Annotated in this window: 13 protein-coding genes and 1 riboswitch; of the genes, 6 read left to right on the top strand and 7 right to left on the bottom strand. The window is 41.3% G+C overall.

The window, feature by feature from the left end:
• Positions 1–28 precede the first annotated feature (28 nt).
• Both ABES03_RS18605 and ABES03_RS18600 read right to left on the bottom strand, forming a co-directional pair.
• Entirely contained in the window at positions 29–2,110 is a 2,082-nt protein-coding gene (locus tag ABES03_RS18605; protein WP_430119403.1) for a glycoside hydrolase family 3 protein, read from the bottom strand.
• Positions 2,111–2,584: 474 nt separating this feature from the next.
• The gene (locus ABES03_RS18600; protein ID WP_430119400.1) at positions 2,585–2,728 is read right to left on the bottom strand and encodes a hypothetical protein; all 144 of its coding nucleotides are present in this window, start codon (positions 2,726–2,728) and stop codon (positions 2,585–2,587) included.
• Between the two features lie 254 nt (positions 2,729–2,982).
• Here ABES03_RS18600 and ABES03_RS18595 point away from each other — a divergent pair, with 254 nt between their 5' ends.
• A complete protein-coding gene (locus ABES03_RS18595; protein ID WP_430119406.1) occupies positions 2,983–3,990 on the top strand; it encodes a multicopper oxidase domain-containing protein in 1,008 nt (335 codons plus the stop codon).
• A 279-nt stretch (positions 3,991–4,269) separates the two neighbouring features.
• Here ABES03_RS18595 and ABES03_RS18590 read toward each other — a convergent pair whose 3' ends face one another.
• Entirely contained in the window at positions 4,270–4,449 is a 180-nt protein-coding gene (locus ABES03_RS18590) for a hypothetical protein (protein ID WP_430119398.1), read from the bottom strand.
• A gap of 50 nt (positions 4,450–4,499) precedes the next feature.
• A riboswitch (cyclic di-GMP riboswitch) is annotated at positions 4,500–4,584 on the bottom strand.
• A 232-nt stretch (positions 4,585–4,816) separates the two neighbouring features.
• Here ABES03_RS18590 and ABES03_RS18585 point away from each other — a divergent pair.
• Positions 4,817–5,590: a M15 family metallopeptidase gene (locus ABES03_RS18585; protein ID WP_430119396.1), complete on the top strand. Its 774-nt coding sequence runs from the start codon at positions 4,817–4,819 to the stop codon at positions 5,588–5,590.
• Between the two features lie 132 nt (positions 5,591–5,722).
• Here the strand turns inward: ABES03_RS18585 and ABES03_RS18580 are convergent, their stop codons facing one another.
• Both ABES03_RS18580 and ABES03_RS18575 read right to left on the bottom strand, forming a co-directional pair.
• Positions 5,723–6,901 carry a toxic anion resistance protein gene (locus ABES03_RS18580; protein WP_430119393.1) on the bottom strand — a complete coding sequence of 393 codons (1,179 nt, stop codon included), beginning with the start codon at positions 6,899–6,901 and terminating at the stop codon, positions 5,723–5,725.
• Positions 6,898–7,554: a 5-bromo-4-chloroindolyl phosphate hydrolysis family protein gene (locus ABES03_RS18575; RefSeq protein WP_430119390.1), complete on the bottom strand. Its 657-nt coding sequence runs from the start codon at positions 7,552–7,554 to the stop codon at positions 6,898–6,900. The genes ABES03_RS18580 and ABES03_RS18575 overlap by 4 nt, the downstream gene beginning before the upstream one ends.
• A 265-nt stretch (positions 7,555–7,819) precedes the next feature.
• Between ABES03_RS18575 and ABES03_RS18570 the strand changes: the two genes are divergently transcribed.
• On the top strand, positions 7,820–8,398 hold the full coding sequence (locus ABES03_RS18570) for a hypothetical protein (protein ID WP_430119388.1): 579 nt from the start codon (positions 7,820–7,822) through the stop codon (positions 8,396–8,398).
• A 121-nt stretch (positions 8,399–8,519) separates the two neighbouring features.
• Here the strand turns inward: ABES03_RS18570 and gloA2 are convergent, their stop codons facing one another.
• Both gloA2 and wecB read right to left on the bottom strand, forming a co-directional pair.
• The gene (gene gloA2 / locus ABES03_RS18565; protein WP_430119386.1) at positions 8,520–8,906 is read right to left on the bottom strand and encodes an SMU1112c/YaeR family gloxylase I-like metalloprotein; all 387 of its coding nucleotides are present in this window, start codon (positions 8,904–8,906) and stop codon (positions 8,520–8,522) included.
• A gap of 15 nt (positions 8,907–8,921) precedes the next feature.
• Positions 8,922–10,073 carry a non-hydrolyzing UDP-N-acetylglucosamine 2-epimerase gene (gene wecB / locus ABES03_RS18560; protein ID WP_430119384.1) on the bottom strand — a complete coding sequence of 384 codons (1,152 nt, stop codon included), beginning with the start codon at positions 10,071–10,073 and terminating at the stop codon, positions 8,922–8,924.
• A 250-nt stretch (positions 10,074–10,323) separates the two neighbouring features.
• On the opposite strand from wecB, the gene ABES03_RS18555 reads away from it, so the two are divergent.
• The 3 genes from ABES03_RS18555 to zupT all read left to right on the top strand — a co-directional run bounded on the left by ABES03_RS18555 (position 10,324) and on the right by zupT (position 13,801).
• The gene (locus ABES03_RS18555; RefSeq protein WP_430119382.1) at positions 10,324–11,691 is read left to right on the top strand and encodes a trypsin-like peptidase domain-containing protein; all 1,368 of its coding nucleotides are present in this window, start codon (positions 10,324–10,326) and stop codon (positions 11,689–11,691) included.
• Positions 11,692–11,874: 183 nt separating this feature from the next.
• Positions 11,875–12,810 (top strand): LytR family transcriptional regulator, encoded by a 936-nt coding sequence (locus tag ABES03_RS18550; protein ID WP_430119380.1) that lies wholly within the window; start codon positions 11,875–11,877, stop codon positions 12,808–12,810.
• Between the two features lie 181 nt (positions 12,811–12,991).
• Positions 12,992–13,801: a zinc transporter ZupT gene (gene zupT, locus ABES03_RS18545; protein WP_430119378.1), complete on the top strand. Its 810-nt coding sequence runs from the start codon at positions 12,992–12,994 to the stop codon at positions 13,799–13,801.
• Positions 13,802–13,985 lie beyond the last annotated feature (184 nt).

Here is a 13,985-nt window from a genome sequence, read left to right as displayed (position 1 = left end):
AGTGGGGGACTGTCCCCTTTAATACCCGTTAATATTCTAATCCATGACCGTAGCCGTATAATACGCTGCCATCTTGGTTGTAAATGGTCACTGGCAGCTTGCCTGTTGGCAGGTTTTCACCGAAAATGGTGTTTACTGATGCTTCGAAACTCGCTGGCTTGAAGCCATACTGAACAAGATAGGCTCCCACTGTTGGATAGGACATGATGTCATATGGATTTCTTGCACCTACCGCTACAACAGGAATACCCGTTGCAATCAGCTGGTTCGTCATCACCATTTGATCTGCTGCTGGTGCCCTGCCGCTTACTGTTGAAGTATACGTTCCAGTAATGATATATTTAGCATCTTGAATTTGGGCAAGCTGTGCTGGTGTCAGCTTTTTGGAAGCATTAATATATGTTACATTTTCAAGATGCTTTTTCACTTCGTCAGCAAGTAAATTTATGGAGAAGCCAGAACCCCCAACCACCGCAACCTTATCTCCACTTGCGGCCTTTAGCGGAAGCACTCCATCATTTTTCACAAGGGTAATCGATTTTGCCGCTGCCTCCTTTTCAACTGCCTTATGTTCAGCTGAACCGACTGCTTTCATCGCATTTGCCACTTTCTCATCCAAGCTCTTTTCTTCCTCGGCCTTCACGATCCCACGATTTAGTTTCAATGTTAAGATGCGCTCCACTGATTGGTCCAATCTATCCGTTGAAATGTCACCAGCATTCACTGCCTCATAAATGCCATTTGCCACTTCGGCCACTCCAACCGGCATGAGAAGAATGTCCGCACCTGCTTGAACCGCACGAATGGCCGCATCTACCGGACCAAAATGTTTCGAAATGGCCCCCATATCCATTGCGTCCGTCACAATGACTCCCTTATAACCCATTTCTTCACGCATTAATCCCGTTAATACTTTTTTTGATAAGGTTGCGGGCACCGCAATTTCTGAGCCATCCGCTTTCGAAATAGCTTTTGTATCATCTATTTTTGGAAAAGTAACGTGAGCGGTCATGATGGCGTCAATTCCGGCATTCATAGCCTGTTGGAAAGGTACTAATTCCACCTTTTTCAAACGCTCCATATCATGCGGCACTTCGGCAATGCCTAAATGCGAATCCACCGAGGTGTCCCCGTGTCCTGGAAAGTGCTTCGCAGTAGCAGCCGTTCCCGTTTGGTGAAGGCCGTTGATATAGGCATTGCCTAATTTCCCGACTAACTCTGGATTTTCCCCGAATGAACGAACTCCGATGACTGGATTATCTGGATTCATATTTACATCTAAAACAGGTCCAAAATTCATATTAATTCCTAGTGCATTCAATTCTTCCCCGATCGCTTTGCCAACTTTTTCGGCTACCTCTTCAGAACGTGAGGCTCCAATTGCCATGTTCCCAGGAAAATCGGTTCCTGTCTGGAGGCGTGTGACAATCCCGCCTTCCTGATCAATTGAGATTAACATACCGTATTTTTCTGACGCTTCCTGATAGGCACTAACTAGCTTGGTGGTTTGGTCAGCTGTCACAGTATTTTCTCGAAATAAAATGACTCCTCCGAGATGATAATCCTTAACAAGTTGAGCAATTTCAGGCTGCATTTCCGTGACATTCACGTTTTTCCATTTGCGGAAATCCGGCATTAACATTTGCCCGACTTTTTCCTCCATCGTCATTTGTTTCAATGCCTGGCCGATAAGGTTATAGCGGGAGCCTTCTTCTTTTTTTACGAGAATTTGATTTTCTTCTTTATATTGAATGGAAATTCGATCACAATATCTACCGTCGCTGACAGAAATAAATGTTTTCCCCTTGTGTCCTTTTAAGGTAACCAAACCATCTTTAGTAACGGATGCTACATTTTTATTAGTCGACTTCCACTTGAAGTTGGAGGCTAACATAAAGTGGCCATCCTTATACACATGTAATGGATTTAATTTGATTTGATTATCACTTACCGCTCTTGTTACTTGAGGAACATTAAGGTCGATCACTAAATCTTTCACAAGTGACTCCTTTGCTTCTACATTTCCTGCACCTATATGCGGAACGCCTGTTAAAATAAGCAGAATGATGATGACTCCAAAAAGTAACCTCTTCCTAAGTAATGCACTCATGAAACCTCTCCCTTATTTAATTTTTATAAAATAGAAAGTGTGTCTGGTCTTTGATGTGGGTATTGAATGAATACATTTGAAGGTCTAAGGTGGGATGAATAATTGAGGTTAATACGGTATAAGAAAATCATATAAAATTCACTAATAAACGTCCATGCCGCTTTAGGCCTAATCGGAAAGTCACTACACCTATTAATAAATTCACAGGTCTATCCACAGATTTATACCGGTTGTCCACAAAATAAGAAGGTTTATCAACAAAAAAATTATGTTTACCCACATTTATCAACAGTTTTATCCACAAAAATGTATGGGATTTAAGGAACTTTAAAATTTATTCGACTTATATCCACAACGCATATTGCAGATATCCCCAAAAATTCAGACTTATTCACAAATTTATTCCACTTACCCACAACAATATGGATAATAGTCAAAGGACCTAATTACTTATAACTAGGTCCCTTACAATTGTTAATCAACTAGTTCCTTTTTATCAGTGACGCCTGAATCTGATTTTTCAACAATCTCTCTAAGCTCTCCTTCATCGCCTTTAGCGTTGATAATTTCAAATATTTGATTCAGCCCTTCACTTGTTTTGTCACCTTTATTTTTCATAAAGAAATCCCTCCTTTTATGTATAGAGTATCCATTTATCCGTGGTATTATTTAGCATTACCACAGTGCAAATACGAGTTTGCTCAGTAATTCACAAAATGTTCACTATCAAAGGCTACTTGAGTGATTATTATCACTAGGGGGTTTTTTCCAAGAAGTAAAATGAAAGCGTAGACAAAACAATTAGGGGATAAATGGAGGAGATTAAATTGGGTAAGATCGCAAAATTTGCAGCAATTCTCGTTTCTTCTGTCATGTTAGTAAGTGCCTGTGGTAAAACAGATTCTACAAGTGAAAAAGTAGTTAAAAACGAAGCAAGTAAGAAAAACGTCTCACAAGTGTTCGGACCCCATGAGAATTTGAATCAGAAACCAACTCCTATAAAAATAACTCGCATCGGTGAACATGAAGTAAATGTGGAAATGACTGCACAAATTACGGATATTGAAATTTCAAAAGGTGATATGTATAAAGCATGGACGTTTAATGGTGAAGCACCTGGGCCAGTCATTGTTGTCAACCAAGGAGATAAAATTAATTTTACCTTAAAAAATATGGACCCATCTATTCCACATAGCATGGATATGCACGCGGTACATGCCGCACCTTCTACCGATTTTGCTAACGTTATGCCAAACCAAACTGGAACGTTCAGCTACCCAGCCGATAATCCAGGGGTGTTTATGTATCATTGCGGAACAAAACCTGTTCTCTCACATATTGCGAACGGGATGCATGGAACAATTATCGTCAAACCGAAAACAGGCTATCCAACGGATGGAGATGTCGACCGCGAATTCGTTATTGTTCAGAATGAATGGTATAAATACAATGACTTAGAAGATTTTACAAATGGCACACCAAAATATGTTGTTTTTTCAGCTAAGGCTTTAAAAGATGGGGATACCAATACAAACGGTACGGTTGGGGCCCTTGTTGACAAACCACTGCTTGCAAAAGTGGGGGATAAAGTACGGTTCTATGTGATGAATGTTGGTCCAAATGAAGTCAGCAGTTTCCATGTCGTCGGTACCCTTTTTGATGATGTGTATATGGACGGAAATCCGTTTAACCGAATGAAAGGAATGCAAACCATCCTGCTTGCAGCAAGTGGCGGAGCGGTTGTGGAATTTACGGTAACAAAAGAAGGCAGCTATCCATTCGTCACCCATCAGTTCAATCATGCGACAAAAGGCGCTGTTGGTGTTCTGAAGGTGACCAAGGACGGCCATGATGACGGAAGCGAAACAATGTCCCACTAATAAGAAAAGCGGAAGCGCCTTGATTAGCCCCGACAGGCAAATGTTCTTCTGCAAGAAAAGTCGCTCTTTGACTTTTATTTCAGAAGGTTATTTGACCCGAGCTGTAACAATCATCGCTTTATCAAGCCATGATTGTTACAAGATACTCAAGATAGATTATTCAGGGTGAAAACTGGCTAGGCGCTGGAGCTGGACAATTCTAAAAGTCGAATCCTATACCTTCTTAAAATGAGAAAATATAAAGCCTAGGCTGACTTGAGCCTAGGCTTTTCTCTTTAATCATAGTGGCGACGCCTGCATTTTTGAAACAAGTTCCAATGCCTTACTATAATGATACGTCGCTTTTACCTTAAGTTTCATTTTTAACTCCGAACATAGGCAATCCTGTTGTAACAGTTCGTTGTGACGGTGTTGGAATAAATGATAATAGTACATACTCTTCATCAACAATTTTAACACATGAAAACCTCCTCAATTGTGGTTTACATAAATCGACGGAGTAAGTCGTGTTCGGTAACTGGCTGGCATTGTCATGAAACAGTAGCCCCTTTAGTTTTGCGTCACCATTTTTCAATGGTTTTGCCGTTTCGTACGATTTATGTGTTTATAAAAAGCATAAGCAACATAATTATTTTAAAAAAGAGTCTTTAGACCTATATATTGGTACTAATTACTAATTTGGCTATTCAAAATGTAAAACATGGTTAAACAGAAAAGTAATTCATGATCGAGCTTATGTGGACTGAATTGATTAAGGACGTTTTAAAGTCTATTAACATGTCCATGATGGTGAATGAAGTGAATTATTTAAAAAAGGACGTTTGCCATGTCAAAATTGCGAGTTACTGTTGTATCTTTAATCATTTTGGCTTTTGTCGTTGCTGGCTGCTCAATGAAAGAACATTTTACGCAAAATGACGAGGAAAAGTGGAACAATCAACCAACTATTAGTGCGAATATGTCTGCGAGTAATAAAAAGAGTGACCATCCTAATGATGAGTCTCTTCAAGTGGTTTCCTCTCCTGAAGCCATTCCTGTTTTGATCAATAAGAACCATACACTTCCTGATGGTTATATGCCAACCGATTTAGTCTATCCAGATATTCCATTTACGTTTAAAAAAAAGACAGAGAAACGTAAATTGCGGGTAAAAGCAGCGTTGGCCATTGAAAAATTGTTTACTGGGGCAAAAGAGGATGGCGTTGGTCTTCTTGGGGTTTCTGCTTACAGGTCCCATGAAGCCCAAACAGTGTTATTCAATTATTACGTGAGTTTAGATGGATACGAAGCAGCCAGAACCTATAGTGCAATTCCAGGCACTAGTGAACATGAGACGGGACTTGCCATCGATGTTACCGGGGGTGATGGAAAATGCGCAGCAGAAGATTGCTTCGCGGGAACTCCGGAGGCAGATTGGCTCGAAAAGCATGCAGCGGAATACGGCTTCATCATCCGCTACCCGAATGGCAAAGACGCTGTTACCGGCTACAAATATGAACCTTGGCACCTTCGCTACGTCGGAAAATCCATCGCCAAACAAATTATGAACCGTGGCATCACCCTTGAAGAATACTTAAAAGCAACCCCAGTAAATAACTAATTGTGGATGTCTGCACCAGAGAAAGACAGTGTCCACGAGTGGTGTCAGGCACCAAAGAAAGACATTTGTCTTCCTACCGCGGACACACTAAACCAAAAACACCCCGCTGCACTGGTAAGCAGCGGGGTGTTTTTATTTGCCTTTGATTTCGAGAAGTTTGAGGCGAAGGTCATTTTCCATGGCGGCTAGTTCTTGTTCGGCGAGACGGCGCTTGTGGCGGCCTTCTTCCTGTATTCGCATCGTTTCCTCCAGTGTGGAAATCAAGCTTTCTTGGGTTTTCTTTAACGTTTCGATATCAACGAGACCACGCTCGTTTTCTTTTGCCGTTTCAATGGTATTTGTCTTTAGCATTTCTGCATTTTTCAACAGTAACTCATTAGTCGTTTTCGATACCTGCTTTTGTGCCTCAACTGCATGGCGCTGGCGAATTAATGTCAATGCGATGGCCACTTGATTCTTCCATAATGGAATCGCCGTCATAATCGAGGATTGAATTTTTTCAACAAGCGCTTGGTTGGTATTTTGAATCAGCCGAATCTGCGGAGCACTTTGAATGGTGATTTCTCGGCTTAATTTCAAATCATACAGACGTTTATCCAGACGATCCGCAAACTGAATCATGTCGTTCACTTCTTGAAACTTCATTTGGTCATTTGTTGCTTCCGCCGTTTTTTTCAACTGCGGGATGGTCTTTATTTGCATCTCTTCTAGTTTAATCTCGCCTGCAGCAATATACACGTTTAGCGCATGGAAATATTCTTTATTTGTCTCATAGAGCTGTTCAAGCAGTTTGATATCTGATAAAAGAACATTTTTACTACGATCAAGCTTTACACTAATTCGATCAATTTGCGCCCCCGTTTTCTGATACTTGGACAAAACTTCTTGTAGCGATCCGGAAATTTTTCCAAACATTCGCGCAAACAAGGAGGGCTTCCCATCCTTTAATTCATCGGGATTCACCTCATTCAATCGCTTCATTAAGTCATTAATGATATCCCCAATTTCGCCGACATCCTTTTTCTGAACATGCTCAAGCATAGTATGCGAGAAGGACAACAGCTTACCCTGCGCCTGGGTTCCGTACTGAATCATAGCTTGATGGTTGGTCGGATCAATTTGTTCCGCAATCTGGTAGGCTTTTGCCCGATGCTCCGCTGGAATTACATCAATTAATTTGACTGGCGTGGCCTCACTTGACTGCTGGACAGGCTGTTTAGCGAGCTCCACTTGGTCACCAAATGGAGCTGCTAGAATATCATCTAGTAAATTTCCACTTTTATTTAAATCGATTGGGTTGTTTCCACTCATTTTTTCCACCTATTTTCTTCAGGGAATTTAGCATCTTTTTGCTTATTAATCGAATGCTTGGCAACATCAATTTCAAAGTTCAATGTATCAATATCATCGGAGATCACATGATATAAATCCTCTTCCAGTACCTTTGTCAGTTCATTTAATGTCCTGCGTGTTTCGATAAGGGATTGCCCTATCTCCATGTTTTGTTTTGGTTGGGAGGAAAGAAAACTGTATTTTTCAGTAAGCTCCACAACAGAGTCTAAATGGGAAAAATAAAATTGCTCCGCTTGGTAAAAACGCTTCGGTTCCTTCATCGTCATTTTCTGGATCTTCTTTGTAATCCGTAAAATATCAATTCTTTGTTTCACAGAGGACAGGTCATGAATGGAAAAAAGGTTTTTATTTAAGCGATTAATTTTCCGTTTCGCCTCTGATAGGTTTTTCAAAATATAGCGATATTCCTTTCTAGACAGCTGATGCTTTTTTAAAAAGCGGCTGTTCTGAAAAAACGCTAGGATCACATGGGTAAGGATTCCTCCTAGGATGGCGAAAAATGTGGACGCCCAGAATCCTTGGCCTAGGGGGATAAAGCATACAAGCCACGTGAGAACTGTAATAGGTATAGCTACAAACGAGCGGACAATTAACGATAATATTGGATTCATAATAGATCGACTCCTGACTAATATCCTTTTTATTCATACGAATAAAAGTAAATGAATGTTTCATTTACTTTAAAAAAACGTCTTCAAAAGAAAGATATTTCCATTTATTACTTCAACAATACATGAAAAAGTTCCTGCCTGCCATGGACTACAAACGGAAAGAATTCTAAGTCTTAAGACGTATTTTTCGTTTATGGGCCTTTACCCAAGAATGATAGCAAAAGATACATAGGCTAATAAATAAAGAAAAAGAGGAGAGTGAGAAATGATGAATCATCCTTATCACATTCCCGTTCCGTATCAACGCCCTTTGTTAAGACAACACGGAGGACACCACCCTTCTGATAACTCGTCTCACCATGGTAACCAATCACAGCATTGGTACCCGTCTCACCATGGAAGTCAGCCACATCACGGTGGATCATCCTACCATGAAAACCAGCTTCATCATGGCTATCCACCCCAACACGGAGACCATCACAATCATGGACTTCAATCAGATTCCGGCTTTGGCTTAGGGCAATTAGGAGCAGGGCTCCTGGGTCTCGGGTTAGGCTATTTAGGATCGGGACTTCTCGGCGGAGGCGCACCTAGTTATGGTGGATATGGCCCTGGTCAGGGATACTATGGTTATGGCTTAGGAGCTGGACCTACAGGAGGATATGGAGCCGCGCCATACACTAGTTTTGGACCTGGGACGACTACCGGATATCCAAGCTTCGGAACCACAGGTTATCCAAGTCTGGGTACCGGACCTGTAAACCCATATGGCCCATACCCCCCTACTCCTCCAATTAGCGGATACGGCACCTGGTCACCACACGAATACGGGATACCAAGATAAGCACAATATTGGTGTCATTATTGGTGTTAGGCACCGTTTGTGGACATTTGTCTGCCTAAGGAGGACACATAAAAGAAGCAGGTTATCCACTAGAGATAACCTGCTTCTTTTTCAAAAACTCTTATCGCTCGTAAAGTTCGATGGGTAATCCATCAGGATCTGCGAAAAACGTGTATTTCTTGTTCGTCAAATCATCTATACGAATCGGTTCAACCTTGATTTGATGGCCTTCCAAATAGGATACGGCTCTCTCCAAGTCCTCTACCTCAAACGCAAGATGTCTTAATCCAGCCGCTTCTGGATAACTTGGTCGGGACGGCGGATCTGGAAAGAAAAACAACTCAATCTGATAGTGACCATTGACTTCCAAATCAAGCTTATAGGAATTTCGTTCCTTCCGATAGACTTCACTGATAGGCCTCAACCCTAAAATCCGGACATAGAAATCCTTTGAACGCTCATAGTCCGAACAAATCACCGCAATATGATGGATTTTCAGTAACTTCATACAAAACACAACCTCTTAATTGTTTGGACCAAAATCAGCAGGTTTCTCTTCGTTTCTGCCAAAATGATATAGAATGGCTTCTACTATTCGTTTAGAGGCAAAGCCGTCTCCATATGGATTAGATGCCTTAGCCATTTTGTCGTGGGCAGCTTTGTCAGATAGTAACTCATCTGCTAAACCAAAGATTGTTTCTTCATCAGTACCAGCCAATTTTAAGGTCCCCGCTTCAATACCTTCCGGACGCTCTGTGGTATCACGCAGAACAAGAACAGGAACTCCCAGCGATGGCGCCTCTTCCTGTACACCACCCGAATCGGTTAAGATCAAATAAGCTCTTGATGCAAAATTGTGGAAATCAATTACATCTAGCGGCTCGATTAGATGAATTCGGTCATTTTGCCCGAGCACCCGGTTAGCGATTTCACGTACTACAGGGTTCATATGAACAGGGTACACAACCTGAACATCCTCATGTTTCTCTACGACACGACGAATCGCTCGGAACATGTTTTCCATTGGCTCTCCCGTATTTTCACGGCGGTGGGCCGTCATGAGAACCAAACGGTCATCTCCCAGCTTCTCTAATACCTGGTGAGAATACGTGTCCTTCACCGTTGTTTTTAACGCATCGATGGCTGTGTTACCTGTAATAAAGATGGCTTCATCTTTTTTATTTTCAACCAAAAGATTTTGTTTTGATTGAACCGTTGGTGAAAAATGAAGATCAGCCAATACTCCAGTTAACTGACGGTTCATTTCCTCAGGGTACGGTGAATACTTGTTATGCGTCCGTAAGCCCGCTTCCACATGTCCAATTGGAATCTGGTGATAAAAAGCAGCCAGGCTAGCCACAAAAGTAGTCGTTGTATCGCCATGTACCAACACGATATCTGGCTTTACATCCGCGAGTACTTGATTAAGCCCCTCTAAACTACGTGTAGTCACATCGATTAAGGATTGTCTTGCCTTCATAATGTTTAAATCATAGTCAGGCGTAATTTCAAAAATATTCAACACTTGGTCGAGCATCTCACGGTGCTGTGCAGTAACCGTGACAATCGACTTTATTTGATCTGGATATTTTTCTAGCTCTTTTACAAGGGGGGCCATTTTAATGGCTTCCGGTCTCGTGCCAAACACTGTCATAACCTTCAATTGATTTTCCATAAAAACCTCCAATTTGATATCTATAGCCATTATACAACTCTCTGGTCTATTTGAAAAATCCCTGTCGAATCATGGTCAACTTTAGCTCATGCTTTATTTACTTTTTCAAAAAAAATTCATAAAGAATTCCCATTTACAAGGGGCATTTTCAAATTTTCATAAAATTTTAATGTACAATATTACCTTTCACCCAAATCCGAATATATTGCAGAGTACATTGTAAATATTCAATTAAGAGGTGAATTGTATTTTGAAGAAAAGGGCCCTTTTTACCATACCTTTAAGCTTAATCCTCATAGCAGTAATTGTTACCTCCTTCTTCCTAATAAATATCAAACCAACGACGGGCAACATTGCTCAAGCGCAAAAGTTAGCTGAATACACGAAACCGGCTGTTGTTCGGATTCTTGATTACGCAGTTGTAGAATGGCAGTTTAATAATCCAAATGATCCTGAAGTTATGGCCATTTTAGAGCAGTTAAACTATCAATCGGTTCTTGGTGGCTCCGGTTCTGGCGGAATTATTAGCTCTGATGGTTATATCGTAACAAATGCTCATGTAGTAGAAACGACCCAAATGAAGGACGAAGACATTGCCAATGCTGCCTTTGAACAACTTGTAAGTATCATGGCGGATTATTTTAAAGTAGATTACGATACAGCCTATCAATACATGCTGAACTACACACAATACACGGGTGTGAAAAAGGTAATAAAGGTTATTTTACCAGGTGGAGACGTACTTGATGGCGAGGTGAAGAGCTATGGTGCGCCAATTAATGAAGGAAAAGATGTCGCTGTTTTAAAAATTGAGGGTAAAAACCTGCCTACCCTACCACTTGGAAACTCAGATAATATCCAAAACCAAGACAATATTTGGGTCATTGGTTACCCGGCAGCAGCAGACTCTGACCTGTTATCACCAGACTCTTCTCTAGTTTCTTCCATGAATGCAGGACAAATTTCTGCTACTTCGAAAAAGACAGAACAAGGAAGCCCAGTCATTCAAATTAATGCCGCAGCCACTCATGGAAATAGCGGTGGCCCTGTCATCAATGAAAAAGGTGAGATTATTGGGTTGCTCACCTTTAGAGGCGATACTGTAAACGGCCAAGAAGTCCAAGGCTTCAACTTTGCCGTACCAGTTAACACGGTAAAGGAATTTGTGAACCAGGCCGGTGTCAAAAATACAAAAAGTGAAACAGATACACTTTACCAAGAGGGCTTAGAATTATACTGGGGCGGCTATTATAAGCATGCTTTAGAAAAATTTGAGGCCGTGCAGCGAATCTATCCAAATCACTCTGAAATCAAGCAATATATTGCCAATGCTGAGAAGAAGATGGATAGCAGTAAGACATTATGGTCAGATTATGCGACAATCTTCTATATTATTGATGGTGTGGCAGGATTACTCATTCTTGTTCTACTGGTGTTTACCTTTGCTTTTAGACCGAAAGGACCCGCAACATTGGTAAATGGTCCAACGACTCCAATGCCTGGAAATGGCGGCTTATCCGACCTCAATGGCGACGGAAAAATTGATGTCCAAGACATTCTCCACGCCTTACAGGAACAACAAAGAAGACAGAACAAAAACGATGATCAAAACAACTAGCGAAAAAGCAATAGAAACGTAGAGTTTGCGGGGTGCGGTTTGAGCTGTACCCTATTTTCTTCATGTGCAATAAAACGAACAATAGGATTTTTTCACGCTAGATGGTACAATAAAAATTACCTACAACTAGAACTTGACCTAAATAAAATAACTATAGCATTTTACATATATGGGGGTGTTTTGATGCGTGATGTTCGTTATAAAGAAAAGAAGAGTAGAAAATGGTTAAAGGTAACAGGGGTGATTCTTTTGCTCCTATTAAGTGTTGGAGGGGCTTATGCTTATACAGTGTATAAGTCACTAAAGATGGCCGTAGTCACGATGCACCAGCCCGTCGAGAGGAAAATACAAGTCATAAGGCAAGAGCCTGTCGTCTTTGAGGAAAAAGATCCGTTCTCGGTTTTAATGCTCGGAGTCGATGAGCGGGCAGGTGACAAAGGACGGTCTGATACGATTATTGTGCTGACGGTCAATCCGAATACCAATTCTGTAAAAATGCTTAGCATCCCACGAGACACACGGACAGAAATAGTAGGGAAAGGTAGCGAAGATAAGATTAACCATGCCTATGCTTTTGGCGGTGTTCCTATGTCCATGGATACCGTAGAGAAATTCCTCAATATCCCGATTGACTACTACATGCAGATAAATATGGATGGCTTTAAAGACCTAGTGGATGCCGTGGGAGGAGTAAAGGTTCAGAATGATTTGGACTTTACCCAAAATGGTTTTCATTTTGCAAGGGGAGAAATAACCTTAAACGGAGAACAGGCACTAAGTTTCTCTAGAATGCGACATGAGGACCCACGAGGTGATTTTGGAAGGCAAGCCCGTCAGCGTCAAATCATCCAAGCAGTGATCCGTGAAGGGATGAGTTTATCAAGCCTAACCAATTTTTCTGATATCTTTACTGCTCTTGGAAGAAATATTAAAACCAATCTTACTTTTGATCAAATGATAGATATTCAGAAAAACTATAGAAATGCAGGAAGAAACATTGAACAAATGGAAATAAAAGAAACTGGAACGATGATTAATAAAATCTACTATGGTTTGGTTTCACCAGAAGAAAAACAAAGAATCCAAACCGAACTAAAAGAACAACTAGAATTACAATAGTAGTTCAATAGCTTAGCAGGCTGGCACATAGAGTCAGCCTTTTTGGGTTGTTTTTAGGATGTTCTTCTTCCCTTCTCCCTTTGTTGCTCGTAGGAAACATTTCTGAGTTAGTGCATATAAAATATAACTAAAAAGTTCATGAGAATTTGATAATAAATTCCATAAAGGGAGAGAATTGAAGGTGACTGAAAATCTGTTGTTGGCATTTGGATTAACGTTATTTGCTGGCCTTGCAACCGGGATTGGGAGCGTTTTGGCATTCTTCACATCCCATACCAATACAAAATTCCTATCGGTAACCCTTGGGTTCTCAGCAGGTGTCATGATTTATGTGTCCATGATTGAAATTTTTGTTAAAGCAAAGGTTGCCCTTGTCGATGCCTTAGGCTTAGGGCCTGGCAGCTGGGTAACCGTTGGTGGCTTTTTTGGCGGCATGCTGCTGATTGCGAGTATCGATAAGTTTATTCCTAAACAAAGTAATCCCCATGAATTGAAGACAGTTGAAGATATGAATGATACCACTAGTCCAGGAAAAAAAACAGATTTATTAAAAATGGGGACCTTTACTGCCCTAGCTATTGGCATTCACAACTTCCCTGAAGGGATCGCCACCTTCACTTCTGCCTTACAGGACCCGGCGCTCGGTATTGCCATCGCTGTTGCTATTGCCATCCACAATATTCCGGAAGGCATTGCTGTATCTGTTCCCGTATATTTCGCAACAGGTGATAAAAAAAGGGCCTTTAAGCTTTCCTTCCTGTCTGGTTTATCAGAGCCAATTGGTGCATTAGCGGCCTATCTATTCTTAATGCCTTTTCTAAATGACATTATGTTCGGGATCATTTTCGCTGCCGTTGCGGGCATCATGGTTTTCATCTCCCTCGACGAACTACTGCCGGCGGCCAAAAGATATGACGAAGCCCATTTATCTATCTATGGTCTAATTGGTGGGATGGCCGTTATGGCCCTGAGCTTATTACTATTTATCTAGCAAACAGTCGCAACGGAAACATCCGAGCAGCCACCGCCCAAATCTGGCCAATGAGACTTCTTCTATTTACCGGTCGGGCACTTTTTCTCTTTGTTCGGGCATTAGAACCTTCTTCTATTTACCGGTCGGGCACTTTTTCCTTTTGCTCGGGCATTAGAACCTTCTTCTATTTACCGGTCGGGCA

Origin of the sequence: Neobacillus rhizosphaerae (genome assembly GCF_050477885.1) — a bacterium.
Lineage (GTDB): Bacteria > Bacillota > Bacilli > Bacillales > Cytobacillaceae > Neobacillus > Neobacillus rhizosphaerae_A.
Note: the sequence above shows the minus strand (reverse complement) of the source record. Positions and strands in the feature narration are given on the sequence as shown.

Coding starts and splice junctions, on each gene's coding strand:
- ABES03_RS18595 (WP_430119406.1), top strand. CDS start 2,983: ATGTTAGTAAGTGCCTGTGGTAAAACAGATTCTACAAGTGAAAAAGTA.
- ABES03_RS18575 (WP_430119390.1), bottom strand. CDS start 7,554: ATGAATCCAATATTATCGTTAATTGTCCGCTCGTTTGTAGCTATACCT.
- ABES03_RS18580 (WP_430119393.1), bottom strand. CDS start 6,901: ATGAGTGGAAACAACCCAATCGATTTAAATAAAAGTGGAAATTTACTA.
- ABES03_RS18585 (WP_430119396.1), top strand. CDS start 4,817: ATGTCAAAATTGCGAGTTACTGTTGTATCTTTAATCATTTTGGCTTTT.
- ABES03_RS18605 (WP_430119403.1), bottom strand. CDS start 2,110: ATGAGTGCATTACTTAGGAAGAGGTTACTTTTTGGAGTCATCATCATT.
- ABES03_RS18570 (WP_430119388.1), top strand. CDS start 7,820: ATGATGAATCATCCTTATCACATTCCCGTTCCGTATCAACGCCCTTTG.
- gloA2 (WP_430119386.1), bottom strand. CDS start 8,906: ATGAAGTTACTGAAAATCCATCATATTGCGGTGATTTGTTCGGACTAT.
- ABES03_RS18600 (WP_430119400.1), bottom strand. CDS start 2,728: ATGAAAAATAAAGGTGACAAAACAAGTGAAGGGCTGAATCAAATATTT.
- wecB (WP_430119384.1), bottom strand. CDS start 10,073: ATGGAAAATCAATTGAAGGTTATGACAGTGTTTGGCACGAGACCGGAA.
- ABES03_RS18550 (WP_430119380.1), top strand. CDS start 11,875: ATGCGTGATGTTCGTTATAAAGAAAAGAAGAGTAGAAAATGGTTAAAG.